This is a genomic window from Rhodococcus sp. 14-2496-1d (assembly GCF_002259365.1).
In the GTDB taxonomy this organism is placed as follows: Bacteria; Actinomycetota; Actinomycetes; order Mycobacteriales; family Mycobacteriaceae; genus Rhodococcoides.
This window is the reverse complement of the sequence record NZ_NPFV01000009.1, coordinates 107,937-134,698: the sequence shown is the minus strand read 5'-3', so window position 1 is coordinate 134,698 and position 26,762 is coordinate 107,937. Positions and strand designations below refer to the sequence as shown.

Here is a 26,762-nt window from a genome sequence, read left to right as displayed (position 1 = left end):
GGGAGCAGGGGGGGGCGTCCCCCGCCACCACCTGACCGACCCGGGGGGGAGGGGTACGACCAGGGCTCGCGGGCACCGAAGTGCCGTCCGCCAATGTACAGATCATTCGTCGTTCAGGCGGGATCGCCCCGATGTTTTGTGCATCACTTTCAACTACTTTTCGGTAACTTCGTGTCTCACTGCTTGTACGACGCGAGGAAATTGCCGAACCTCTCGATTGCCACGGCCAGATCTCGTGCCCACGGCAGCGTGACGATGCGCACGTGATCGTGGCCGGGCCAGTTGAATCCGGTGCCCTGAACCACCAGGATCTTCTCCTGCAGCAGCAGATCCTGGACGAGCTTCTCGTCGTCGTAGATCTCGTGGACTTCGGGATCGAGTCGCGGGAACGCATAGAGTGCACCCCGCGGTTTGACGCACGAGACGCCGTGGATCGCGTTGAGCTTCTCCCACGCGACGTCGCGCTGCTCGAGCAGTCGGCCGCCGGGCAGGATCAGATCCTCGATACTCTGATATCCGCCGAGTGCGACCTGAATGGCATGTTGCGCAGGCACATTGGGGCACAGTCGCGTCGACGCGAGGAGGTCGATGCCCTCGATGAAACCTGCGGCGTGGGCCTTCGGTCCGGTGATCGCCAGCCATCCGGCGCGGTACCCGGCCACCCGATACGCCTTGGACAGGCCGTTGTACGTCAGGCACAGCAGGTCGGGAGCCAGGCTCGCCAGCGAGGTGTGCTCTGCGTCGTCGTAGAGGATCCGGTCGTAGATCTCGTCGGCGAGCAACAGCAGCTGGTGCTTGCGCGCCAGATCGACGATGCCTTGCAGTACCTCTTTCGAGTACACCGCGCCGGTCGGATTGTTCGGGTTGATCACCAGCAGTGCGACGGTCTTCGGGGTGATCTTGGACTCGATGTCCGCCAGATCGGGATTCCACCCGTTCTCCTCGTCGCACATGTAGTGCACGGCCTTGCCACCGGACAGCGTCGTCATCGCCGTCCACAGCGGATAGTCCGGGGCCGGGATCAAGACCTCGTCACCATCGTCGAGCAACGCCTGCATCGTCATCGTGATGAGCTCGGAGACTCCGTTGCCCAGATAGATGTCGTCGACGTCGAGCTCGGGGAAACCCGGTTCGAGCTCGTAGCGCGTCACGATGGCCCGTCGCGCCGACAGAATGCCCTTGGACTCCGAGTACCCCTGGGCCACCGGCAGCGCCGCGATCATGTCCCGAACGATCACGTCGGGGGCCTCGAATCCGAACGGTGCCGGATTGCCGATGTTGAGCTTGAGGATGCGATGCCCCTCGGCCTCGAGCCGGGCGGCATGGGCGTGTACCGGTCCGCGGATCTCGTACAGCACGTTCTGCAGCTTGGTCGATTGCTGCAACGTGCGATAACGCGGCTGGGAGTGGATCTGCGGAGTGGTCACCCGTCACATCGTGCCAGGTGGGCGGTATCGGTTTCCACGAGGTTGTTTCGCGCGGGGTTGTTCGAGCGCGTTGTCGGTGCCGGGTGGAACAATCTCGTTCCATGTGCGGACGGTATGCCAGTACCCGGAGTGACAGCGACCTGCAGGCGGTGTTCGACATCGCCGAGACCGTCGGTGCGGAGGTGCCACCGTCGTACAACGTGGCCCCCACACAGACGGTGCGGACAGTGCTCGAACGGTCGCCGAAGGACGAACCCGAGGCCGACGCCGTGCGGCAACTGCGGTCGGTGCGGTGGGGCCTGATTCCGTCGTGGGCGAAGGACGCGAAAATCGGTTCCCGACTGATCAACGCCAGATCCGAGACCATCACCGAGAAGCCGTCGTTCAAGAAGGCGGCAAGCCGTCGACGATGCATCGTCCCTGCCGACGGGTACTACGAGTGGGAGAAGCGCGACGGCGCGAAGGTGCCGTACTTCTTGCACCAGGACGGCGTGCTCGCGATGGCCGGGTTGTACGAGCTGTGGCGAGACCCCACCAAGGCCGAGGACGACGAAGCACGTTGGGTCTGGTCGGTCACCGTGCTCACCTCGCCTGCCGCCGATGCGCTCGGCCACATCCACGATCGCTCGCCCGTCGTGCTCCCGCCGGATCTGCGCGCGAGTTGGCTCGACCCTGCGGTGACGGACCTCGGTGACGTGCGAGACCTGTTGGCCGCGATCCCGGAACCACGGCTCGAGCCCTACGAGGTGAGTACCGCGGTGAACAGCGTGAAGAACAACAGCCCGGAGCTCTTGACGCCGGTGTAGGGGTGGCTCAGGCGAGTCGCAACCGGCAGATGTCGGCGATCGCGGCCCGTTCGTCCGGCGTCAGCTCCTCGGCGACCGGCGAATCCAGTATGCGACGCAGTCGCTGGAAGTAGGTACGCGCGTCGACGCCGAATGCCACGTAGATGTCCTCGTCGCTGCCACCGCCGTACCCACGCCAGGTTCGGCCGAATGTCAGAATCTCGTGGTCCACCGAATGGGTAGTGGTCCGGCGCATGGTGTTCCCCCTCGTATTACTTGCCTCCCATCATCCGGGTCACGGTTGAAGAGCCGGTGAACACTGCGTTACGTGCGCGTCAGTTCACTAGGGTGGTCGGGGTGACCGCACTCGCCTTCGGATCCTGGCCCTCACCCATCACCGCAGCAGATCTGTCCTCGGCGGGCCACCCCGTCGAGGGTGGTTGCTTCGTAGGCAGCGAGATCTGGTGGTCGGAACTGCGGCCCGCCGAGCAGGGCAGGACGGCCATCTGCCGCTATGTCGACGGCGAAGTGCAGCCCATTCTGCCCGCACCGTTCAACGCCCGCACCCGCGTCCACGAATACGGCGGGGGAGCCTGGACCGCGACGGCAGACGGAGACCTGGTGTTCGCCGAGTTCTCCGATCAACGCGTCTACCGACTCACCCCAGGCGGGGCACCGGTACCGCTGACTCCGAAACCTGCTGTGGCGTCGGCCATCCGGTACGGCGATCTCTCGGTGGTCGGCACCGACGTGATCGCAGTTCGTGAGATGCACGACGCAGGCGCGGTGTCGCGAGACATCGTGGCCATCGATCTCGGCGGCGGTGGGGTGCGTTCGCTGGTGGCGGGCTCGGACTTCCTTGCGTTCCCGAGACTCTCGCCCGACGGCACCCGAATTGCCTGGATCGCCTGGAACCATCCGCAGATGCCCTGGGACGGAACAGAATTGCGCGTGGCTTCGCTGGCCGATCCGTCGTCCTGGACGGTGCTGCTCGGTTCGACCGAGGAATCGGTGATGCAGCCGGAATGGATCGACGACGAATCGCTGTACGTCATCAGCGATCGAAGTGGTTGGTGGAACCTGTATTCGGTCACGCTCGACGGTTCGGTGACTCCGCTGGTGACGCTCGACGCCGACTTCGGGGCTCCGCTGTGGCGGTTGGGGTCGATCTGGTATTCGGTGCTGGACGACGGGAAGCTGCTCACCGTGCGCACCGTCGGCACCGACACGTTGGCGGTGCTCGATCCTGCCTCCGGGGCACTGGAGGACATCACGCTCGACGGTGTGACCTCGGTGGGGCTCGGTGGGCGCGCCGGGTCGACGGTGCTCCTCAAGTGCGGTGGAGCCAGGGTGGCAGCGGGGTTGTTCGCCCTCGACCTGGAATCCGGCGAACTGACCTCGGTACGTTCGGGTTTCGAATCCGTACCCGACAGCGCATACCTGCCCGAGGGACGTCAGGTGACATTCCAGGGGCCCAACCGTGAGGTGCACGCCATCACCTATGCGCCGCGCAATCCGTCGTACGAGGGCTTGGACGGCGAACTCCCGCCGTACGTCGCGTTCGTTCACGGCGGCCCGACAGCGCACGTCGCCCCCGCTCTGAACCCGTTGTTCGCCTACTTCACCAGCCGCGGCATCGGCGTCGTCGATGTGAACTACGGCGGGTCGAGTGGATACGGCCGCGAATACCGCAACCGGCTGCGCGGGCAGTGGGGAGTGGTCGACGTCGAAGACACCATCGCCGCGGTGCAGGGTCTGGCCGACAGCGGGCTCGCCGACCCACGCCGGTTGGCCATCGAAGGCGGGTCCGCAGGGGGTTGGACGGTGTTGGCTGCGCTGACATCGTCCGACGTGTTCGCCTGCGGTGCATCGTACTTCGGCGTCGCCGAGCTGGAGCTGTTCGTCGCCGAGACCCACGACTTCGAGTCCCGCTACATCGACGGGCTCATCGGACCTCTGCCCGAGGCCATCGACCTGTACCGCACCCGCGCGCCGGTCAACAACGTCGACGGACTGTCCTGCCCGGTGCTGTTGTTGCAGGGGCTCGACGATCCGATCGTGCCGCCGTCGCAGGCCGAGCGGTTCCGAGATGCCATGGTGAACAAGGGAATTCCGCACGCCTACCTGGCCTATGCGGGCGAGTCGCACGGATTCCGCAAACTGGAAACGCAGGTGAACGCGCGGGAATCAGAACTGTCCTTCTACGGCCAGGTGATGGGCTTCACGCCGCCCGGAATCCCGGAGCTGCAGTTGTGGCGTCCCGCTAGCTGAGTGGTGGGTGCGCGCGCTTCGCTTCCAGAAATTCGAGGAGCGCGCTGGGGATGGCGCAGTACTTGCTGTTGCCCTCGGACAACCTGCTGCCCACCTCGAACGCTGCCTTCGACGGGCCGTCGTTCTCGAGGATGAGGGCACAGAGGCGCTCGTCGGTGCGGCCGGACTCGCAACACTGCTCGACGTGCGCTCGGTCGTCGGGGGTCAACGCCGTCCACCACTCGTCGTAGCGGCGAAAGAGCTTGTCCGCGTCGTCGGTCATGCCTGCTCCCTACTTGTCGGTACGCCTTCGGGTCCGACCATACTCACGGTGTCCGATTCGGGCACTTTCGAGGGGGGTGCTCGGCAACCTCACACCGCTTGTGCAGGGTGCGCGCCCGTGTTTCGACGCGACGAGGGGCGCGCGGTCGATAGAAGGGTCGCTCGGTTGCCCAGGTTGCCTACGTTGCCTCGTGCGGCTCTGTCGGCAGCGTCGCGGATCATCCGATCGACGAGCTCGGGGTGATCGAGATCCGACCAGGCGATGCGCACCACCTGGCGGCCGGTTGCGCGAATGCGATCCTCGCGACGCTTCTCGTCCCACAACACATCGGCCGCAGACTTCCCTTCGGGCACGTAGCGTCCGTACTTCACCTTGCCGTCGAATTCGACAACGGTCTCGAGGTCGGGCAGATCGAAATCCACGCGCCCGACGAAACCGCGGGAGTCCGTGATCTGCACCTGCAGCTGCGGTGTGTAGCCCAGCTGATGCAGCACTATTCGTGCACGTGACTCCCCGACACTCTCGGACCGGCCGTCCATGAATTCCGCGACTCGGCGCGCCAACCGGTTGCCTGGATGGTTCGGACATGAATCCAGCGCTGCAACAACATCTTCGGAGGTGAGCCTGCGGGTTCTCGCAGCGAAGTCCGCGATGCAGACGGCCGTCTCGAACGGAAGCGTGCGAGCACAATCGGCAACCGTGCGCGCCGGACCGGTGACACGCACACCGCCGAGGTCGACGATCTCTTCGTCGGTGTACGGCGAGGTGTGCACTGCTCGAACGGCACTACTACGACCGCCGCCCCGGGCACGATTGCGGGTGATGTGCACCCGGCTCAGGTCGGCATTCCACACGTCGAGACCATGGAATATCGCTGCGCTCACATGGCTGACCACAGCATCGGGAGCGATGGTCGCGTCGAACACCGCCTCGGCGACGACCCGATGCTTGTCTTCCCTGGGAAGTGCGTCGAATTCGTCTCTGCTGACGAACCGTCCTGGACGGAGTCGACGCCACGCTCGCGTTCGGCAGTAGCGCTGCAACTCTGCGTCGGAAATGCCGCGGGAGAGTGCGTCGGATCGCGAGACGATGCGGGTCATGAACGAATGCTCTCGGGCGCAATCGCTTTCGACAACCCCCACTCGGCAGATTGTGGATAACCGGTGTGCCTGTGGATAACTCGTAGGAGTGGACCTCACACCCTTACTGACGACTGCGCGCCCCTGCTCTGAGGTGAGCAAGGGCGCGCAGTCGGTGAAAAGGGTGTGAGGTTACTTCCGGCGACCGGGAACCTTTGCCCCCGGAGCGAATCCGAGTCCACCGGCCTTCGGCTTGGGCGGAGTGCGATCGTCGGATTCACCTGCTCCGTCCGACGCCTCCGCCTTCGGTGCCTCTGCTGCCGGTGTCTCGGACTTCGGGGCCTCGGGTGCAGCGGCTTCCTCGGTCGGCTCGGCCTTCTCGGGCTCTGCAGTCTTCGGCTCAGCGGGTGTCGCTGCGGCCGCACCGGGCGTGCGTGCGCCCGGCTTCTTGAATCCGGACTTCACGGCCAGGCCCTTGGGCTGGACGGTCGGCTTGGATTCGGTTGCGGCCTCGGTGGAGGGTGCTTCCGGGGCAGGGGCCGAAGCCGTAGGAGCCGCTGCAGCAGGAGCCTCGGACTCGGGAGCCTCAGCAGCAGGAGCTTCGGCAGCAGGCTTACCCGGTGCCTTGGCGCCCGGCTTCTTGAATCCGGACTTCACGGCCAGGCCCTTGGGCTGGACGGTCGGCTTGGATTCGGTTGAAGCCTCGGTGGCGGGTGCCTCCGACGCCCTGGCCTCGGCAGTAGGGGCTTCGGCGGGCTTACCCGGTGCCTTGGCACCCGGCTTCTTGAAGCCCGACTTCACGGCCAGACCCTTGGGCTTGACCGACGGAGTCGACTCCGAGGTCTCTGCGGTGGCAGGTGCTTCGGCCGCCGCGGGAGTCTCGGCAGGTGCAGGTGCAGCCGCCTTCGCGCCGGGTGCCTTGCCCTTCATCTGCAGGCCCTTGCCGCCGGGTGCCTTGCCGCCGGCCATGCCGAGACCCTTGGGCTTGGCGGCGGGTTCTGCGTCGGCGCTGTCGGCCGGTGCAGCGGAACCGGGTGCCTTGGCTCCCGGAGCCTTGGCCAGACCCTTCATCTTCAGTCCGCCGGCCTTGGGAGCCGGAGCTGCCGGAGCGGACTTCGCCTCGGCCGGTTCCTCGACGGGTGCGATCCGCTCGGCCTCTTCGACCTCGGCGGCATTCTCCGTTGCCAGCTCCTCCTGAGGAGTGCGCTCGCGGGGGATGACCTTGATGTTCTCGGCCAGCACCGAGGACTCGACGCGGGTGATCGACTCGAGCATCAACTGTGCGACGTCGACGACCTCGACGCCCTCGTGTGCGCCGCCTTCCTGACGTGCGGTGACACCGTCGGTGAGCATGACGCGGCAGAACGGGCAACCCGTGGCGATCTTCTTGGGGTTGGTCGCCAGTGCCTCGTCGACCCGGTCGATGTTGATGCGCTTGCCGATGTTCTCTTCCATCCACATGCGTGCGCCACCGGCACCACAGCACATGGACCGCTCACCGTGACGCGGCATCTCCTTGAGGTTGGAGCCCGATGCGGCCATGAGCTCACGCGGGGCGTCGTACACCTTGTTGTGACGGCCCAGGTAGCACGGGTCGTGGTAGGTGATGTCCTGGCTGACCGAGGCCACCGGGATCAGCTTCTTCTGCCGCACGAGTCGGTTGAGCAGCTGGGTGTGGTGGACCACCTCGTAGTCGCCGCCGACCTGCGGGTACTCGTTGCCGAGTGCGTTGAAGCAGTGGGCGCAGGTGACGACGATCTTGCGCTTGTTCTGCTCGACACCCTCGAAGACGTTGTTCAGCGTCTCGATGTTCTGCATGGCGAGCTGCTGGAACAGGAATTCGTTGCCTGCGCGGCGAGCGGAGTCACCGGTGCAGGTCTCGTCGGCACCGAGCACCAGGAACTTCACGCCTGCAGTGGCGAGCAGCTCGGCGACGGCCTTGGTGGTCTTCTTCGCGCGGTCCTCGTAGGCACCAGCGCAGCCGACCCAGAAGAGGTACTCGTAGTCCTGGAACGAATCGGCGTCCTGGCCGAAGACCGGGATGTCGAAGTCCATCTCGTTGATCCAGTTGAGCCGGTCCTTGGAGTTCTGGCCCCACGGGTTGCCCTTGTTCTCCAGGTTCTTGAACAGACCTGCGAGCTCGGACGGGAACTCCGATTCGATCAGCACCTGGTAGCGGCGCATGTCGATGATGTGGTCGACGTGCTCGATGTCCACCGGGCACTGCTCGACGCACGCACCGCAGGTGGTGCAGCTCCACAGCACCTCGGGATCGATGATGCCGCCCTCGATGGCGTCGGCGACGAGCTTGCGATCGGCTTCGTCACGAGCGTTCTGCGGGATGGCGTCGAGCGCCTTCTGATCGACGTTGCCCTCGGCGTCGACGAGGCCGACCTCGTCACCGGCCATGTCCTTCTTGCCGCCGGCCAGCAGGTACGGGGCCTTGGCGTGGCTGTGGTCGCGCAGCGACATGATCAGCAGCTTGGGGGAGAGGGGCTTGCCGGTGTTCCAGGCGGGGCACTGCGACTGGCAGCGGCCGCACTCGGTGCACGTGGTGAAGTCGAGCCAGCCCTTCCAGCTGAAGTCCTCGATCTTGCCTGCGCCGAATGCGTCGACGTCGGGGTCGGCCTCTTCCATCTCGAGGACCTTGCCGCCGGACATCATCGGCTTGGCCGGGCCGAGTGCGACGGTGCCGTCGTCCATGCGCTTGAAGTAGATGTTGGGGAACGCGGTGAAGCGGTGCCACGCGATACCCCAGTTGATGCGAGAGCCGACGATGTAGAGCCAGATCATGCCGGACATCAGCTTGATGAAGGCGAACACCGAGACCATGTTCGAGTTGGCCGGCAGGAGCTCGGCCAGGCGCATCGTGAAGAAGTCGGTGTACGGGTTCGAGTGTCCGTAGGTGGCGATCTTGCCCGCCTTGACGAACACCATGCCCAGGCCCTCGATGAGCACGACGGCCTCGACGAAGTAGGCGGCCTTGAATCCGGAGCCGGCGAAGCGTGACTGACGCTCGGGCTTACGCGGGTGGTTGAGCTGGCGAATGATGATCAGCGTGGTGATGCCGATGACGGTGCCGAGTCCGAGCAGCTCGTCGATGAGGTGGTACGCAGCGGTGTCACCGACGATGGGCCAGTGGAACTCGGGGTTGAACGTCTGGCCGTAGGCCTCGAACCAGACGATGGCACCGAGCATGAAGCCGATCATGACCAGCCAGTGCGCCCAGCCGACGGTGCGGAACTTGACCATCTTGGTGTGAGCCAGGAACTCGACGACCATCTGCTTGAAGCGAGGGACTATCGGTCGCCAGCGGTCGGGTGCCGGCTGGCCCAGTCGCACGATGTTGAACATCCGCAGGCCCCCGCGAATGAAGACGTACCAACACACGAGGCTGAGCAGAGCACCGACTGTGCCCAACGTGATCGTCAGGGCGTTCATGTCGCGGCCTTTCGCTAAAGGTGGCAGCTGGAGGGCTACCGCGGGTTCAGCCCGTCGAGCTGGATTCCGGTCTATGTTACTCGCCAGTAGTAATTCCGCTGTACTGATGGGTAACTTAGCATCGCCGGGTGAAGCGATGCTGGTTGGTGCGCAAATGAGGCCGTCCGACGGGTGGGCTGAACTCGTCAGTAGGTTGTCTCGCAGATCACCGTATGCGTAGGCCGTCGAGGTGTTCTCGCAAAGGCAGTCCTTACTTGGCGGGGAGTCGTCGTATCGGTATCCGGCGGAAACCGACGCCGAGTACTGGTTGCGCTCCAGTCTCGGGGGCTAGGACAGATTGCAGCGACTTCGATGGAGTTCACGTATGCCGATGCTGCACAGGCGGCGAATCCGATTGTGACAGTGAACAAGTGGTGGAGGTCGGGGCGGTTTCAGAAGGACAACGATCGGTCCGATTTGTACGCTACAATTTCGAGCGCACCACAAGTCTCAGACGCGTCATCGGGGTGACTTTGCGTTTGACGGTTGCCTAGCGGAACTGCCAAGCACCCACTGCACAGAAACGGAACTGAACTCCACATGAAACTTCGCAAACTGGCCGTCACATCGGCCCTCGTCGCAGTCGCGATGGGCCTGGCCAGCGGAACCGCGTACGCGCAGCCCGCCGAGGAAACAGCCCCCGGTGACACCAACTACACCGTCGACCTCGAAGATCGCACGATCGTCACCACCATCGATGCAGGCGTCTTCAAGGTCGCCGACGACGGCAAGACGGTCGACGTCCTCGACGCCGCCGACAACACCCTCGTGACGCTTCCGCTCTCGTTCAACCTCGGCGGACTCAACTTCCCGTACGAGCAGAACGTCGACGACAACGGCAAGACCCTGCGTCTGGTTCCGAACCTCGACTTCACGAAGGCATCGGCCAACTCGCGCAGCATCGGCGCGACGACCGTCGCCTCGCCCGAGGAGAACCTCAAGGCGCAGCAGAACTTCTCGTCGCAGCTCGGTATCGCGACTGCGATCGGTGGCTTCACCGGAACCGCCATCGGATTCGGTGTCGGTGCACTTGGAGTCCTGGCCGGACCTGTTGTTTTGGCTTCAGTTCCCCTGTTTGCAACGATTGGCGGAATTGTAGGCACCATCGCCGCCGGCGGACCCACTCTCGTCGTTGCCGGTATCGACTTGATCAACACGTTGAACGCGGCACCGGGCACCACGGTCTGGGCCAAGTAAGCATCTCTTCGCAGAAGCCCGCACTCCTCACGAGGAGTGCGGGCTTCTTGTTTTCGAATCGTTCAGGCTCCGTGGATGGTGGCGAGCGAGATGGCCTCGACGACGATGGTGTAGGCGTAGCCGAAGAGTGTGAATCCGACGGACAGCAGTTCGGTCATGGAAGGTTCCGCCTCAGCAGTCGAACGGGTGCACTGTTCGAGCGCGACAATGCGCCTCGCAGCGATGGACTCGTCGGATCATACGGAGCGCGGGTGTGTTTGTCCGGGTGGACGCCTACGAGGTGCGGATGGTCAGACCGGGGTTCTCTGCGAGTACGTCGTTGATGGGGGTGGCGAACAGCTCGGGTCGCTGACCCTGCAGCATGCTGACGACGGTCGCGATCTCGCACGAGGGCTGGTCTCCCACGTTCGACGCATTGGCGATGCCGACGGCGAGGGTGCCGCTGACGACGGGGCCGCCGCTGTCGCCGCGTAGCGCGCAGATCGAGGTGGAGAAACTGCGATCCAGGACGTTGTCTCCCAGTGCCACCTTCAGACCGGTGGAAAGAATTGTGCCGCAACTGAATCCGGTTCTGGATCCGGATTTGCAGACCGGCGCGCCCACGATCGGGTCGACCGTGCCGGTGACATGCAGCGGGTCCGCTCCGGGGACTCGCACTGCGTTGCTCTCGAATTCGGCGACGTTGGCGTCGTCGATGTCGATCAAGGCGTAGTCGTTGCGCGACTGGCTCGTTCGGTAGAACGTTCCGAATTTCGAGCCCACGAGACTGCCGTACATCGGGTACGCGCCCGTCAGTGCTGCGGAGCCGGTATCGGTGGTGCTCGGATTGCAGTGGCCTGCAGTGATGTTCACCGATCCGCGCGTCGGGTCGACGGCATTGAACCCAAGGGAGCAACGTTGTCCGAGGCCGGCCGGTGTACCCGCGAGAAAGCTGTCGCCGCCGAGATACGAACTCGCACGGATCGGGCCTGCCGTCGGTGACGGATCGAAGGGGAGCAGGTCCCACAGCGGCTGGACGGCATCGAACATGGCCTGCGGGATCACGATGGGCGGGGCATCGATCTCGAAGCCGTTGGCGGACGCGGCATCTGCCACGTCGGCGCGGGTAGGTCCGTCCGCCACCGCGACGACGGGGCGTCCGTCGGCGTCCAGCCACGCGCTCGCGACCCCGTCGGATCCGACCGTATCGGTGAAGTCGGCGAGTCGACGTGCCGCGTCGGCCCGATCGAGGAATTGTTGCGGAGTCAGGCCGAGGTCACGGGCCACGGCGTCGGCGAGGGCGGGAGGCAATGGTGGTTCTGCGCTCGCGGTCGGTGCGAACACCGCCATCGTCGCCAGAATCGGAACCGCGACGAACGACAGCCGGAAAGCTCGGCGACGCATAGAAACCTCTCCCCCGGGCATCTGGTGATGTGATGCCGTTCACCCTGGAGTACGACTATAGGCGGTGGAGGGCTCCCGAAGTACCCGACTCAGTCGGTTCGCAGCGTGGCTCCGGTTGCGCGCGTGACCTGATCGATGGGAATGCCCAGGCTGGCGGTGCCGCCGTACTGTGCCAGCGCGAGGTTCGCCTCGTTGCAGTCGGGTGCGCCGCCGCTGTTGGATCCGCTGGTGATGCCGAGGGCGAGTGTCCCGGTCACGATGGCTCCACCGCTGTCGCCTGCGAGAGTGCATGCGGTGCTGGCGAATCCGCGTACGGTGCGGGACGTGCCGTCCTCCATGTAGAGCTGCGTCTCGACGCGATCGGCCGCAACCACTCCACAGGTGAACGACGACGACTGCCCGGACTTGCAGACCGGTGCGCCGATGACCGGTGATGCTGTTCCGGTGACGGTGACGGTGCTGCCGTTCGCGCCACGGACAGTGGGGCGGTCGAGTCCGGACGCGATGCCGGTGTCGTTCAACGCGATGACCGACCAGTCGAGGCCGTCCTCCGCGCCCAGACTCGACCGATCGAACGACCCGATCTGCGTGCTGCGTGCGATATCGGCCGGGTCGGGAAGATAGACCGGTGCGCCGCCGGATCCGGTGGCCTTGTCGGGATTACAGTGGCCTGCGCTGAGATTGACGGCGTCACCGGAGGGGTCGACGGCGTTGAAGCCGAACGAGCAGATGCTGATGTCGGTGGCCGGAGCGTCGGCTATGGGTCCGGAGGTGGTGACGTAGGTGTCGCCGCCCATCGGAGTCGGGTCGACCGGCTTGTTTCCGCCGGGAGAGAGAATGACCTTGATGTTCGCCAGCAGTGTCGGCAGATTCAGTGCGCTGCCGATCGGGCTGTTCACCAGGTCGATGACGATCTGATTGTCGATGAAGTCGATGGCGGTGCCGTTGATCTGCTCCGAGATCTCGCGGGGGAGGCCTGCGATCCAACTGTTGAGATCGGCCAGCGACTTCTCGAGTCCGTCTGCCGACACGGGCGACTGCGCGGTGGCGTATCCGTCCTTGGCGACGGCCTGTGCCGCGGCAGGCGAGGTGACGGCGACGACGGCATTGCCGTCGGGCCCGATCCAGGCACCGGCGAAGTCGGCGGGACGGCTGGCCCGGAAGTCCGATGCGTATGCGGACAGTTCCTGCGCGCGAGCAGCACGATCGAGGTACTCCTGCGGGGAGATCTTCAGATCTCGCTGCACGGCCTCGACGAGCTCGCGGGGAAGCTGATCGGCGGGTGACTGGACGACGGGGTCCGCTGCTGCCGTCCCGGAGAACGAAGCGAGAAGAACGAAAGCCGTCGAACACAGCACTGCGGCACGCAGCGCCCCGGTGTTACGCATGAAATCCCTTCATCGGGTGCTTGGCATCAGCGACCCACCCTAGGGCATCGGGCGCAGAATCAGTGTTCGTGCAGGTCAGGGGTTGGGGACCGGGTCGGTCGTGGTCGTCACCGGAGCCGAGGTCGTGGTGGTGGTCGTAGTCGTGGTGGTGACCGGGGTTGTCGTCACCGGAGTCGTGGTGACCACCGGTGTCGTGGTGGGGACCACCGTCGTCGACGCGGGCACCGGCGCAGGCGGCGGGGCAGGCTGGGGAGCAGGCGCGGGCGGGACGTACGGCTCGTACGTCGGTTCGTCGATCACTTCCGGAACGACGACGGGCTCGACGGGGCTTACGGTGGTGGTCGACGGCGTGCGAGTCGAGGTGACAATCGGCGAGCCGGCATCGGTGACGGTCGGAGGCGTCGCGGCGGGGCCGGAGCCGAACACTCCGCTCACTGCCGCGATGGCGAGCACGATGACCACGCCTGCCGCTGCGCCGGCCACGATGGTGGCGATCGTTCGGGAGCGCTCGCTGCGTTCCTTCTTCGCCCCTGCCGATGCGTCGACAACCGGGGTGGCGGGAACGTAACCGGTTGTCGCGGGTTTCTCATCGACCGGAACGATCGGCTCGGATCGAAATTCCGAATGGTCGAACACCGGAGCGACCGCGGGAATGGCTTCGGAGAAGGCGAGCGACGGTTCCGGCGCGACGACCGGGATGGCGTCGGTGTCGAGGGACTCCGTGCCGTCGTTGCGGGTGACGATCGGCGCGGCACCGGTCACCAGCGAGTTGCCGTCGACGTCCTCGACCTCGGCGAGTACCAGTGCGCCGCGGGTCGCAGCGAGCGGCTCGACGAGTACTCGGCCCGACGAGCGTTCACCGAGGTGCGTCGCGACCGACGGGAGTGCGGCGCTGGCACCGGTGAGTATCACGGTGCCGGTCCCCGGTACGTCGAGCCGGTGGAGCAACGGCGCGACGAGGTCCGCGAACTCGGCTCGTGTCACCGTCGTGGACTGCGAGACACCGGGAAGTTCGACGGAGATCGTGGCGGTCTCGGCCGTGCTCAGGGTCTGCTTGGCCGCCTCGCACGAGGCGACGACGCCGGCAAGGGCAGCCAGCACTGCCGCGTCGGACAGGTCGATGTGCTCGCGATCGGTCACCACGTGATCGAAGAGTGCGTCGGTGAAGGTGTCTCCGCCTACGCCGGAGACACGGACGGTCCCACCTCCGGGATAGGTGGAGATGTCGGTGCCGGTGGCTCCGATGTCGACCACCGTGACCGCAGCCGAAGAGCTCGGCTGCGCGAACGCGCTCGAGGCTTTGGCGTCGGGCACCAGGGCAACCTCGGCGAGGCCGGTGTGATCGAGGGCGTCGCGCAGCAGGGCGACGGCGGCCCGGGTCCACCGCATCGGGTACGTCATGGTCGTGACGGGCATGTCGCCGACCACGCCGTCCTTCGCCGACACCATCGTCTCGAGGCAGTTGGCGGCGTTGGCCATCAGGTCCTCGGCGCGGTAGGCGTCGGCGTCGGGCTCGAGATCCTCCTGCTGACCGACCAGATCGACGAACCGGGTGAACGGGGCCGTGTCGGCCGGTTCACCGAGGTGGGCGCGGCCGTCCTCGTCGAAGCGCAGGGTCGTCGGCAGGACGACGATCGTCGGTTCGTCCTCCACCGATGCGCGGTAGGCCGCGACGGACCTGGTGTTGCCCACGGTGATTCCGAGGTGACCGGTACCGCTCATCGAGTGTCCCCTGTCGATCGGTCGTTCGGCTCTCGGTCGGAGGGTGTGCCGCCGCGGGCCGCCGGAACCTGCTCGGATGCAGTCTGCTCGGTGTCCTGGCCGGATTCGGGAGTCTCGGTGGGCGGATCGGTCGGCTCCTCGACCGGCAGTTCCGGCTCGACCGGTTCGACGAAGATCGGAGGCTTTTCGGGGGTGGTGTCCTCGGGTGCCTCGTTCGCCGGGCGTGTCGAGATCTCGGTCGGCTCGCTCCGCGGGAGGTCGGAGGTTTCGGTCGGAGTCGTCTCCTCCGCGAACGTGGTGGTCGCGGGCAGCGGAACGACGGGAGCGATCTCGGCGGCAGGCTCGAGAACGACGGTGGGGAAGTCGATCGGGCCACCCGACCCGGAGTCGATCGAGGACGTCGGCGGCACCACCTGGGCATTGTCGATGGTGGGGACCGCGGTATCGGTGGACGTACCGAGTTGCAGCGCGACGAGTGCGGCACCGACGGTCAATGCAGCAGCGAACGCCGCCGCAGCGAAGAGTGGGCGACGGTCGGATCCGGTCGGGGAGACCACCGCGAACCGCTCGGTGACGGCATCGACGGGGAATTGAGCAGCCAGAATCGCAGCACCGCGGGCGGCGGCGACGGCGGAGTCCTTCTTCTGCAGGGTCTGCAGGACCGACGCGTTCCACGCGGCGAGCGCCTCGGCTTCGGGCACCAGCGAGACGTGGGCGAGGCCGTGTGCGTTCATCGCCGAACGCAGAGCGAACACCTGCTCGGCCGTCCAGCGGGCAGGGTAGGTCGCGGCCGCCGCCAGATCGCGCGGCTGCAGATCGATCGACGACGCGACCTCGGTGAGCAGGCACAGCAGGGCCATCGACGTCAGCTGCTCGGCGGGCAGAACAGTGCCCTTGCTGCCGCTGACACCCACGCCGTCGGCGAGGGTGTCGAGAAAATGTGTGTAGGCCTCGGACTCGTAGTCGGTCGCATCTCCGAGCGAGACGGTGCCGTCGGGATGAGTGTTGAGCACGGTCGCGTGCAGTGACGCCAGGTGCAGCGAGGGTCCGGGCGCGATCGGATGGGACACGGCGGCGACGGCGCGCTCGTCGTCCAGGTAGAGGCCGACATCCGGTGCGCCGACACTCGCACTGCCGGGCTGCTCGGTCATGGTGCTGCTACCTGTTCTCGACTCGGGGAGTGGTGCTCGGTCGTTATGTCGCTCCCGGTCCCCGCACAGTTACAGGGTCGACGCCCACGCTGGTCGAGGCCCCGTAGCCCATGGCGCGCAGCATCGAGATCAGCTCCGATCGCGACTGGGCACCGAGCCTGCGCCGGATGCGGGCCACATGATGCTCGACGGTCTTCGGGGAGATGTAGAGCCGGCTGCCGACCTCGCGATAGGTGACTCCGAGGACGAGCAGTTCGGCGACCTCGGCCTCGCGTTCGCTCAGCGAGCCCGTCGGCTGCGGCGTCGACCGCGGGTTGTCGCGCCCGGTCGAGCTGGGTTGGCGCAACGACCTGGCGATGTGCAGCAGCGACGTCGCCGTCGCAGTATCGGTGACGGTCAGGGCGGCCTCGCTCGCCAGTCGGGCTCCGTCCCATGGCAGCCCGAAGGCGGTGAGGGTGCGCGCGGAGGTCTCCACCTCGGTTGCGTCGGGTCTGCCCTGCAACACCCCGAGCCATGCGCGACCGGCAGCGGCGAGAGCGGCGCTGTACGGGTGAGTCGGAGCGGCAGCGGCCAGGGCCTTGGCGTGCGGCACCAACGCGTCGGGAGTCTGGGCCACGATGGCCGCCTGAACCTGGTACCAGTGCAGCGCCGACGCCCAGACGGGCGGATCGCCGAGCGCTGCGAGCAGATCGGTTGCCTGCGACACCAGATGTTCGACGCGGTCCACCTGGCCGAGTCGTGTTGCGGCCAGTAGCAACTCGCCCAGGGGCAGCAGCGCGAACAGGTCTGTGGAGTACTCGGCGATCACGCTCTGCGCCTGGGTCCATGCCGTGATCAGTGACCCCGAGTCACCGGACCTACGAGCCAGACCCACCCGAATCGCGTGCAGAAACAACTGATTGCGTACGTGCGACACCGGAATCCGCAGTGCCTCGATCGCGGCACCGGCATCGGCGGTCTCTCCCCGCAGCATCGACGCCCAGGCCCCGACAAGGCTCAGCCTGGTGTGCGCCTCGGAACCAGGACGATGTTCGCCGAGTGCCCGCGTCACGATGGAATCCACCCGGGGCAGATCGCCGCAGTGCACCGCGTGCAAGGCCGAGACGGCAGCGGCAGTATCCGGTGTGCACGAGCGATCGGATGCATTGCCCGTCAACGTCATTGCCCGCATCAGTGCATTCGCACTCGCACTCGACGCCGCTGCGTTTCGCGAATCGATCGACCCGATCACTCCGGTGACGAGCAGGCTGCCCGACGCGGTACTCGACGTCGGCGCGAGAGCGGCCACCGCAGCCATGGAACGGTCGGCGGCGCTGCGATCACCGGCTGCCGCGGCGGACAGGGCAGCCCACACGGCGTCGGGTCCGAGTCGGTCCTCGCCGAGCCACGCGAACAACTGCGCACTGCGCGAGGACATTCCGCGTTGCGCCGCAATCGACGCCGACACTCGCACCGCGGTCCGCAGATCCGCCGCATCGCACCCCGCGGCACCGTCGAGAATCGCATCGGCGAATCTCGCCGCCTCGTCCAGATCCCCGGTGGCCGCCGCGACCTCGGACCGTCTCGCAGCCAGCATCATCGAATCGAACCCTGCCTCGACGGCCGCGCCGTACAGGGCACCGGCAGCATCGACAGGAGCCGAATCTGCCTGCTGGACAAGATAATCGGCGAGACCGGCATGAACGACGCCGCGCTCTGCCAACGCACGGGCCGCGGTGGCGTCGAGCAGGCGGGATCGGGTGGCGACCTCGGTGATCGACGAGAGCAGGACGCGGCAGCGCCCGTCCCCGATCATCTCGATGAGCGGGGCCTCGGCGGACGGAATCAACGTGCCCGTGGTGTCGAGCATGCCGGAGCTGCAGGCCAGATCGACGATCGACTCGACATCGGTCGCACGCGGAACGATCTGCGCGGCCGATGCCGGGTCGGGCGTGACGCCGAACCGAGCTGCGAGCAGCAGTGCCCGTGTGTCGTCGGTGGTCTCGATCAGCATCCGACGGTGTTGTTCGGCAATCGATTCGGCGACCACGCGAAGCGGAGCCGGATCGGAACGGTCCCCGCCGAGTGCACCCAGGGCCGCGTCGACAGCGGCGAGAACTCCGCCGGTCGCCTTGGCGACGGCAGCGGCGAGCGACGCCGAGATCGGCCGGACGGTTGCTGCTGCCCTGGCCGCGATGGCCACCTTGTCCAGCGGAACCAGTGTCAGTCGGTTGGAGCCGGCGGACGCGATCAGCTTCTCGATGCGTGAATCGAAACTGCGCGGCGCGGTGGCGACGATCAGAGTGATATCGGATCGGGTTGCAGCCGCTGCGATCTCGTCGAGACGCTGCTCGGACAGCAGGTTCGCATCATCGACGAGAATCGTCGAGCCGGACGGAGCGTCGGCGATGGTGCCCGCGTACACGTCCGTCGACGCCGCAACGGACTCGAGAACCGCGGATCGGCCGGAGCCGTTCACTCCGACGACGACATGAAATCCGTTGGCGACGAGAGCATCACGGACGAAGCGATCGGCACGCTCGACGCCGACGAGTCCGGAACGCGTACTGGTCACGATCGACCTATCGGCCGGTCAAGCCGCCGAGGGCTCCGCCGAGTCCGTCACCGACGCCGCCGACGACACCGCCGAGCCCGTCACCGACGCCGCCGACCACTCCGCCGAGCCCGTTACCGACGCCCTGTCCGACATCACCGAGGGTGGGGCCCTGATAACTGGGAACCTGCACGCTCGGTGCCTGCGGAACCTGCACGGCAGGCGGTTGGTAGTTGGGAACGGTCGGAGCAGCGACGGACGGGACAGTCGGAACCGTGGCCGCGCCGTTGTCGGCTGGGGCTGCAGCAGGCGCTCCCGCGACCGGAGCGCCGGTGGCGGGGTCGATCTGCGTCACCGTGCCGTCGGCGTTGACCACCGTGGTCGGTGCGCTCTCGGATCCGGTTGCGGCGACACCGTTCTCGCCGGTGGCCGCCGTCGTCGTAGCGGCATCCGCCACCGCTGCGGTGGTTCCCGGCGTCTCGGTGCTCGAGATCGACGTTTCCGCGTTCGATTCGGCCGGAGTTGTGTTGTCGGAGGTCAACGCCGTTCCCACCGACAGGCCTCCGCCGGCCAGAAGGGCGAGGACGAGAACGGATCCGGCCACGACGCCGGCCTTCTTGCGACCGGACATCCCTGCGTCGGATTCGACGGCGGTCGGCGTCGGTGCGGGCCGGGGGGTGGGGCGAGGCATCGGCGCGGCCGCCGCAGCGGCCGCCACTGCCGTGGTGGGGGCCGCGGCCAAGGCTGCGGCGTCGTCGGAGGCGGTGGCGTCGGCGATGTCGCTGCCGAGAATCGCGGCACCGATTGCGACGGTCAGTTCGGGACGCGGTCCGGCGACCACGGGTGCACGCAGTTCGGACGACATCAGCTCGGCGACCAGTGGTATGGCCGAGCTGCCACCGACGAGGACCACCTGGTCGATGTCGGTGACGTCGAGGCCGGCGGCCGTGACGGCGTCGCGTACCACCCCGATCGACCCGAGCAGCGATGCGCGCACCAGTTCTTCGAGCTCGGAGCGCACCAGGCGAACCTCGGTGTGCAGGCCCGGCAGGTCGACCGTCAGGGACGTCGAGGTGTCGTAGGAGAGTTGTTCCTTCGCTTCACCGCAGCGTGCCCGCAGTTCCACCAGCGCGCCGACGGTATCGGGATCGAAGGGATCGAATTCGAAGGACTGGCTGCCCGAGACGGTGTCGAGCACGTACTGCATGATCGCGTGATCGAACTGCGCGCCGCCGTACTCCTGCGAGTGAACCCCGGTGCCGACGGTGCCTGCCTCGGAGCCGGTGCGCATCAGAGTGACGTCGAGTGCGGTCGCGCCGAGGTCGTAGACCACGGCCAGGCCATCGGACTGCGTTCCTCGGGTGACTTCGAGCCAGCGCATCGTTGCGACGGACTCCGGGACCAGCGTGACGTCGGTGAGCCCCGCGCGGTCCAGCGCGTCACCGAGAACCTCCGCGGTGTACGCGGTCCAGCGAGTGGGGTGGGTGACGACGACGGTAGGAGCGGACTCGGTTCCGGCGGAGGCCTCGGCAACGAGCGCGCGAGCAGCGGTGGCGTACAGGTCCTCGGCGTGATGGCTGCGGCCGTCGTCGTCGATCAGTTCCACCGGATCGCCGACCCGGTCGGCGAAGCCGCTGATCAGATTCCGAGTGGACCGGTCCCACAGCTCTGCCAGACGCGGGGCTTCGCCCGGGCGGAGGTCGAGTGCCGAACGCTTGACCACCGAGGTGACGGGATCGGTGTCCAGTGCGGCCGCCGCCGTCACCGAACCGATACGTATGCCGAGCCCTGCGTTCATCGTCGTGTCGCCGCCTTCGTCTCGCCCTGCCGTCGGTGCTACTGCCGTTACTCGCACTGTCGGCAGAAGCTACCTATTCGTTACGTCTCACAGCAGGTTAGAGCGTGAAACGAGTGAAATCCCCTAAAGCGCCGAGATCCCCTAATCGAAGTCCCCTGGCAACCCCCGGGGGAGTAGGGGGATCGGCCCCGTTGGGCGGGGGCTCTGCGGTGCATAGCTTTGTGATCAACCACGAAGCACCCCTCGTCAAGGAGACCCACGATGGCTACCAACGCCGTACTCGATTTCATCCTCAGCCTGCTGCGCGACGACCAGGCCGCAGCCGCCTACTGCGCCAATCCCGAGACGACGCTGGCCGCCGCGGGACTCGGCGACGTCACTCACGCCGACATCGTCGCGGTCGCACCTCTGGTCGCGGAGTCGGGACTGTTCGCCGGTGCGGGCAGCCAGCTCTCGGCCATCCTGGGTGCAGGCGGGTCGGCGGGACTCGACGGCGCACTCGCCGGAGGCGCGAGCCTCGGTGGCGGACTGTCGGCCGGACTCGGATTGGCAGCGGGCGCAGTCGCAGGCGGCGGACTCGCAGCGGGCGGCAGCCTGACCGGCGGAATCGACGTCACCGGTGAGATCGCTGCTTCCCTGCAGGCAGCACTCGCTGCAGCGTTGGCCGTCGGAGGCCAGATCGGTCTCGAGCTCGGCACTGCCTTCGGCGGCGCACTCGACGCTCTGATCGGTGCAGGCGCAGGTATCGGCGGCGGGCTCGGCGGCGGCGTGGATCTGGACCTCGACGGTCTGCTCGGCGGAACCGTCGGACTCGGCGCGGCACTGACCGGACTGATCGGAGCAGGCGCAGGCATCGGCGGCGAGATCGGCGGAGACATCGCCGCACAGCTGCAGGCAGCACTCGATGCCGCCATCGGCGCGACCGGTGCCGTCGATCTCGGCGCACTGGCCGACATCCAGGGCGGCCTGGCCGGCGCACTCGGTGCGGTCTTCGGAGTCGGCGGAACCATCGGCGCAGAGCTCGGCGCTGCCCTCGGAGGAGTCTTCGACGCCGCACTCGGTGCCGGAGCCGGACTGGACATCGCCGGCGACCTCGGTGCCGCTCTGACCGCGGGAATCGGCGGCGCACTCGGTGGGCTGGGAACCATCGGAGCAGATCTGACCACCGACATCGGTGCCGCATTGGACGGAGCGCTCGGCGCAGGCGGCGCACTGGTCGGCGACCTCGCAGGCGGAGTCGGCGCGAGCCTGGGCGGTCTCTTCGCCGCAGACGGTGCCATCGCAGGATCCATCGGATCCGCGCTCGGAGCAGTCCTCGACGCAGGTGCCCTCGCAGACCTCGATGTCGACGCCCTGCTGGCCGCGGGCGGCAACCTCGGCGCAGTGGTCGGCGGCGCACTGGGAACCGCACTCGATCTCGACACCAGCGCAGTCGGCAGCCTCACCGCCGCACTCGACGCTGCACTCGACGGCACGATCGGAGCGGGCGCAAACATCGGCGGCGGACTTGTCGGCGGCCTCGAAGGCGGAGTTGCCGGCGGCCTCGAAGGCATCCTCGGAACGGCATTCGGCGTCGGCGGAGCAGCCGGAGCCCAGCTCGGCACCGCCCTCGAATCGGTACTCGACACCAGCGCAGCACTCGACCTCGGAGCCGCACTCGGAGCCGGAGCCGACGTCAGCGCAGGACTCGTCGGAGCGATCGACGCAGCGGTTGCCGCCGGAGCAGACCTCTCGGGAACCGTCGAAGGAGCACTCGCCGGAGTCGGCGGACTCGGCGCAGACCTGTCGGGCGGCCTGGCCGGACTCGGCGGACTGGGCGCGGGCCTCACGGGAGGACTCGCAGGCCTCGGAAACGTCGGTGCAGATCTGGCCGGTGGCTTGGCCGGCGTCGGGAACGTCGGTGGCGATCTGGCCGGTGGTCTGGCCGGCGTCGGGAACGTGGGTGCTGATCTGGCCGGTGGTCTGGCCGGCGTCGGGAACGTGGGTGGCGATCTGGCCGGTGGCCTGGCCGGCGTCGGAAACGTCGGTGCAGATCTGGCCGGTGGCTTGGCCGGCGTCGGGAACGTCGGTGGCGATCTGGCCGGTGGCCTGGCCGGCGTCGGGAACGTCGGTGCAGGTGTGGCCGGTGGTCTGGCCGGAGTGGGTGATGCAGGTGCGGGTCTGACCGGCGGCCTGGCCGGACTCGGCAGCCTCGGCGGCGGTATCGCGGGCGGAGTGGCAGGCGGAGTCGCAGGCGGCGTGGATGCTGCGGCCTCGGCCGGTGCCGGACTCGAAGGAGCCGTCACCGGTGCGGTGAGCGGTGGAATCGATGCAGCGGCGTCGGCAGGTGCGGGCCTCGAAGGTGCCGCGGGAGCTGCAGGCTCGGTTGCCGGTGGCCTCGAAGGTGCCGCGGGCGGAGTCGTCGACGCCGGAACCTCGGTGGGCGGCGAGATCGCGTCCAACGTCGGCGCAGGACTGGACACCGGTGCCTCGATCGGAGGCGACTTCGCGTCCACCGTGGGTGCGGGTTTGGATGCTGGTGCGGACGCTGCGGCTTCCGCGGGCGGCGGGTTTGATTCCGCTGCCGACCTCGGTGGCCAGGCCGCGGGCGGCCTCACCGGTGGCCTGCAGTCGGGTGTCGAGGGACTGGCGGACGCCGGCGGCAGCCTTTCCTCCGCGGCATCGGGATCGTTCGATCACTCCAGCTCGTTCGATTCCTCGGCTTCTGCGAACGGCTCCGGCTGGTCGAGCGTCGACTCGGACGTCTTCGGTCAGGGCGAGACCGATTCGAGCCTGTTCAGCGACTCGAGCCTGCACGGTTCGGTGGACTCGGCAGCGGACTCCCTGGGACATGTGACCGTCGATCACGACTTCGACCCGACGCAGCCCTGATCCCCTCGCCTGCGGGTAGGCAATGACATGACTCGGCCCCGAGTGTTCCCCGGCACTCGGGGCCGAGTCGTAGCTAGAGTTCGTTCCTGGGCGTCAGTGGAGCCCGGGTACCGCGGAAGTCGACGAGAACGGTTGTGAGCACGAGCGTATGGACGGGCAATCTACGGAGCTGGCAGAGCTGCTGAGCCGAACCGCGGCGGTGGCGACATCGGCGGGAAGATCCGACCTGGTGGATCGAGTCGAGGCGGCGCGCTCGCGAGTGCTGGATCCACGTCGACGCATCATCGTGGTCGGACCGCTCAAGCAGGGCAAGAGTCAGTTCGTGAACTCGCTGCTCAATCTGACGGTGTGCTCGGTGGGAGACGACGAGACCACCGCCATCCCGACCGTGGTGTCCAATGCCGAGAGCCTGTCCGCGCAGCTCGTACTCGCCGATCCGGGCAACGAACCGATTCGAGTCGACGTTCCGCCCGAGCAGATCACGACGGTCACCCCGTCGAGTCCGCTGGCCCAGGGCCGTGAGGTGTTGCGCCTGGACATCGGGGTGGCGAGCCCGTTGCTCGCCGACGGGTTGGTACTGGTCGACACTCCCGGAGTCGGTGGGCACACGAATCCGCACGCGGCAGGCACATTGGGTCTCATTCCGTCGGCCGACGCGGTGCTCGTCGTGTCCGATGCCTCGCGCGAATTCACCGAGCCGGAACTGTCCTTTCTCCGGCAGGTGCAGGGACTGTGCCCGGCCGTGGCGGTGCTGATCACCAAGATCGACCTGTATCCGCACTGGCGGCAGATCGTCGAGGCCAATCGTGGACACCTGGATCGCGCAGGCATCGACGTGCAGATGTTGCCGGTCTCGTCTCTGTTGCGTTCGCACGCACTGCGTTTGAACGACGAGGAACTCAACGCCGAGTCCGGTTTCCAGCAGCTCTACGCGTTTCTGCGGGACGACGTGGTGGCCCGGGCGGATGTGCTGGCGCGCTCCTCGGTCTCGCTCGATGTCCGTTCCGTCACCGAACATCTGACGCTCTCGTTCGGTAGTGAGCTTGCGGCACTGAAGGATCCGGAGCGGGCCGCCGCGGCCGTCGCCGGGCTGCAGCGCGCCAAGGCCGCCGCCGAGGAGCTGCACAAGCGGTCGTCGCAATGGCAGCAGACCCTCGGTGACGGTATCGCCGATCTCGCCTCCGACATCGATCACGATCTGCGCGACCGGTTGCGGCGCGTCACCCGGGAAGCGGAAGAGACCGTCGACGAGGGAGATCCGGGCAAGGATTGGCCGCAGCTCGGCGAGTGGCTCGAGGAGCAGATCGCCGCGTCGGTGGGCGACAACTTCGTCTGGGCTCACGAACGGGCACTGTGGCTTTCGGAGTTGGTGGCCGAACACTTCGCCTCGTCCGGAGCGGCAGCGTTGCCCGATCTGGATCTCGGTGATCTCGACAACGTCCTCGATCCCGTCTCGTCCCTGGCCGATCTGGAATCCGGTCGTATCGGAATCACCCAGAAGGTCCTGGTGGGAATGCGCGGGTCTTACGGCGGTGTGCTGATGTTCGGCCTGATCACCACGTTCGTCGGATTGAGTCTGCTCAACCCTATTTCGATCGGTGCGGGCGTACTGCTGGGCACCAAGGCGTACAAGGAGGACAAGGAGAACCGCGTCAAAGCGCGGCGGTCCGAGGCCAAGATCGCGATCAGGCGATTCACCGATGACGTCAGCTTCCAGGTGGGCAAGGAGTCCAAGGACCGGCTGCGGCAGATTCAGCGAGTCCTGCGTGATCACTTCACCTCGATCGCCGAGCAGACGCTGCGCTCGCTCAACGAGTCGTTGCGCTCGGCGCAGGAGGCCGCCGCTGCCGACAACACCGACCGTGCCGCTCGCATCGCCGCGCTGGAGAAGGACATGCGGGTGGTGGCCGAACTGAATTCTCGGGCAGTATCTCTGGTCGAGGACGCTGCCGTATGAGCGTGGCGGCTCTCGCCCGGGCCCGCGACCTCATCTCTGCGGCACGATCGACGTACTCCGGTGATGCCGAAGCGTCCTGGATGCTCGACGAATGCCTGTACCGCCTGGACGAGCCGCTGCGGGTGGCCCTCGCGGGATCACTCAAGGCAGGTAAGTCGACGCTGCTGAATTCTCTCGTCGGGCAGGATATCGCCCCGACCGACGCCACCGAGTGCACGAAGGTCGTCACGTGGTACCGCAACGGCGTCACTCCCGCCGTCACGGCCTGGTACGACGGTGACCGAGCCGCGAACGTGCCGGTGCAACGGCGCGACGGGCGATTGACCTTCGACCTCGGGTCGTTGACGGCCGCGCAGGTCGACCGACTCGACGTCGAATGGCCTGCAAGCGCTTTGGCACAGACGACGATCATCGACACCCCCGGTACCTCGTCTCTGTCGCGAGACGTGTCGGCACGCACGTTGGCGATGCTCACGCCCGAGAACTCGTCGTCGGGTGCGGACGCCGTCGTGTATCTGCTGCGCACTCTCAATGCGACCGACGTGTCGTTTCTCGGTCAGATCGGCGCGCACGTGGGCGGCGATTCGGGACCGCTCGGTGTGATCGGCGTCGTCTCGCGAGCCGACGAGGTGGGTTCGGGGCGGATGGACGCGATGATGTCGGCCAAGGAGGTCGCTGCACGATTCGCGTCCGAACTCGAGGCCACCGGCCTGTGTCAGGCGGTGGTTCCGGTTGCAGGACTGCTCGCGCTCGGCGCGGAAACCCTGCGGCAGAACGAGTTCGCTGCCTTCGAGATGCTGGCGACGGTGCCCACCGAGGATCTGCAGTTGGCGATGCTCTCGGCCGACCGTTTCGTGCGCGCGGAGAGCACGCTCCCGGTCGATGCAGCGCTGCGGGCCAGCATCGTCGACCGGTTCGGGCTGTTCGGTATTCGGATGGCTGTGACGTTGATTCGGCTCGGGGTGCGCGATTCGCCGACGCTGGCTGCCGATCTGGTCGAGCGCAGTGGGCTCACCGAACTTCGGTCGGTGATCGACGTGCAGTTCGGTCAACGTGCCGACCAGCTGAAGTTGCATTCGGCTCTGGTTGCGCTGCAACGGATCCTGGAGTTCAGGCCGGAGTCTCACGCGCTTCGCACCGAGGCCGGCCGAATGCTCGCCGACGTGCACGGATTCGCCGAACTGCGTCTGCTCGGTCGATTGCGTTCCACCACACCGAAACTGCCCGACGGCGGACTGCTCGAGCTGCAGCGCATCATCGGTGGCTTCGGTATCGCTGCCACCGAGCGTCTCGATCTGCCTCCCGATGCCGGACGAGCTCAGCAGCGCGACACCGCGCTGGCGGCCGTGCACAAGTGGCGCGCATTGTCCGAGCATCCACTGCTGGACCGGTTCACCTCGACCTCGTGCGCCACGGCGGCCCGCAGCGCCGAAGGAATACTCGCGTCTCTGGCCTGAT

At 66.9% G+C, this 26,762-nt stretch carries 17 protein-coding genes; 6 read left to right on the top strand and 11 right to left on the bottom strand.

The features are described 5' to 3' along the window. Positions 1–176: 176 nt before the first annotated feature. Complete coding sequence (locus CH296_RS06005) at positions 177–1,427, bottom strand: pyridoxal phosphate-dependent aminotransferase (protein ID WP_032396087.1); 1,251 nt, start codon at positions 1,425–1,427, stop codon at positions 177–179. A 101-nt stretch (positions 1,428–1,528) separates the two neighbouring features. On the opposite strand from CH296_RS06005, the gene CH296_RS06000 reads away from it, so the two are divergent. Continuing rightward, positions 1,529–2,233 carry an SOS response-associated peptidase gene (locus CH296_RS06000; RefSeq protein WP_032396367.1) on the top strand — a complete coding sequence of 235 codons (705 nt, stop codon included), beginning with the start codon at positions 1,529–1,531 and terminating at the stop codon, positions 2,231–2,233. A 7-nt stretch (positions 2,234–2,240) separates the two neighbouring features. On the opposite strand, the gene CH296_RS05995 is transcribed toward CH296_RS06000, so the two are convergent. Then, positions 2,241–2,468, bottom strand: coding sequence for a DUF3263 domain-containing protein (locus tag CH296_RS05995; protein WP_032396086.1), 228 nt, complete (start codon positions 2,466–2,468; stop codon positions 2,241–2,243). A 101-nt stretch (positions 2,469–2,569) separates the two neighbouring features. Between CH296_RS05995 and CH296_RS05990 the strand changes: the two genes are divergently transcribed. Next, positions 2,570–4,483, top strand: coding sequence for a prolyl oligopeptidase family serine peptidase (locus tag CH296_RS05990; protein ID WP_094684329.1), 1,914 nt, complete (start codon positions 2,570–2,572; stop codon positions 4,481–4,483). Here the strand turns inward: CH296_RS05990 and CH296_RS05985 are convergent. The 3 genes from CH296_RS05985 to CH296_RS05975 form a co-directional block, all read right to left on the bottom strand. After that, positions 4,476–4,745 (bottom strand): hypothetical protein, encoded by a 270-nt coding sequence (locus tag CH296_RS05985; protein WP_032396085.1) that lies wholly within the window; start codon positions 4,743–4,745, stop codon positions 4,476–4,478. The genes CH296_RS05990 and CH296_RS05985 overlap by 8 nt on opposite strands. Positions 4,746–4,834: 89 nt before the next feature. Then, positions 4,835–5,845: a hypothetical protein gene (locus CH296_RS05980; protein ID WP_256980346.1), complete on the bottom strand. Its 1,011-nt coding sequence runs from the start codon at positions 5,843–5,845 to the stop codon at positions 4,835–4,837. Between the two features lie 171 nt (positions 5,846–6,016). Further along, the gene (locus CH296_RS05975; RefSeq protein WP_094684239.1) at positions 6,017–9,265 is read right to left on the bottom strand and encodes a (Fe-S)-binding protein; all 3,249 of its coding nucleotides are present in this window, start codon (positions 9,263–9,265) and stop codon (positions 6,017–6,019) included. A 579-nt stretch (positions 9,266–9,844) separates the two neighbouring features. Here CH296_RS05975 and CH296_RS05970 point away from each other — a divergent pair. After that, positions 9,845–10,501, top strand: coding sequence for a hypothetical protein (locus CH296_RS05970; RefSeq protein ID WP_094684238.1), 657 nt, complete (start codon positions 9,845–9,847; stop codon positions 10,499–10,501). Positions 10,502–10,774: 273 nt separating this feature from the next. Here CH296_RS05970 and CH296_RS05965 read toward each other — a convergent pair whose 3' ends face one another. The 6 genes from CH296_RS05965 to CH296_RS05940 all read right to left on the bottom strand — a co-directional run bounded on the left by CH296_RS05965 (position 10,775) and on the right by CH296_RS05940 (position 20,476). After that, positions 10,775–11,884 carry a S1 family peptidase gene (locus tag CH296_RS05965; RefSeq protein ID WP_094645858.1) on the bottom strand — a complete coding sequence of 370 codons (1,110 nt, stop codon included), beginning with the start codon at positions 11,882–11,884 and terminating at the stop codon, positions 10,775–10,777. 89 nt (positions 11,885–11,973) lie between these two features. Then, complete coding sequence (locus CH296_RS05960) at positions 11,974–13,272, bottom strand: S1 family peptidase (RefSeq protein ID WP_179277638.1); 1,299 nt, start codon at positions 13,270–13,272, stop codon at positions 11,974–11,976. A 75-nt stretch (positions 13,273–13,347) separates the two neighbouring features. Beyond that, a complete protein-coding gene (locus CH296_RS05955) occupies positions 13,348–14,994 on the bottom strand; it encodes an Hsp70 family protein (protein WP_094684237.1) in 1,647 nt (548 codons plus the stop codon). Further along, positions 14,991–16,145 (bottom strand): hypothetical protein, encoded by a 1,155-nt coding sequence (locus tag CH296_RS05950; RefSeq protein WP_094684236.1) that lies wholly within the window; start codon positions 16,143–16,145, stop codon positions 14,991–14,993. Before CH296_RS05950 ends, CH296_RS05955 begins: the two co-directional genes overlap by 4 nt. Positions 16,146–16,188: 43 nt before the next feature. After that, on the bottom strand, positions 16,189–18,699 hold the full coding sequence (locus tag CH296_RS05945) for a helix-turn-helix transcriptional regulator (RefSeq protein WP_094684235.1): 2,511 nt from the start codon (positions 18,697–18,699) through the stop codon (positions 16,189–16,191). A 7-nt stretch (positions 18,700–18,706) separates the two neighbouring features. Further along, positions 18,707–20,476 (bottom strand): Hsp70 family protein, encoded by a 1,770-nt coding sequence (locus tag CH296_RS05940; RefSeq protein WP_094684234.1) that lies wholly within the window; start codon positions 20,474–20,476, stop codon positions 18,707–18,709. Positions 20,477–20,737: 261 nt separating this feature from the next. Between CH296_RS05940 and CH296_RS05935 the strand changes: the two genes are divergently transcribed. From CH296_RS05935 to CH296_RS05925, 3 genes are all read left to right on the top strand, one after another. After that, complete coding sequence (locus tag CH296_RS05935; RefSeq protein WP_094684233.1) at positions 20,738–23,347, top strand: IniB N-terminal domain-containing protein; 2,610 nt, start codon at positions 20,738–20,740, stop codon at positions 23,345–23,347. Between the two features lie 148 nt (positions 23,348–23,495). After that, positions 23,496–25,304 (top strand): dynamin family protein, encoded by a 1,809-nt coding sequence (locus tag CH296_RS05930; protein WP_032396078.1) that lies wholly within the window; start codon positions 23,496–23,498, stop codon positions 25,302–25,304. Next, positions 25,301–26,761 (top strand): dynamin family protein, encoded by a 1,461-nt coding sequence (locus tag CH296_RS05925; RefSeq protein ID WP_032396077.1) that lies wholly within the window; start codon positions 25,301–25,303, stop codon positions 26,759–26,761. The genes CH296_RS05930 and CH296_RS05925 overlap by 4 nt, the downstream gene beginning before the upstream one ends. Position 26,762: the final 1 nt, after the last annotated feature.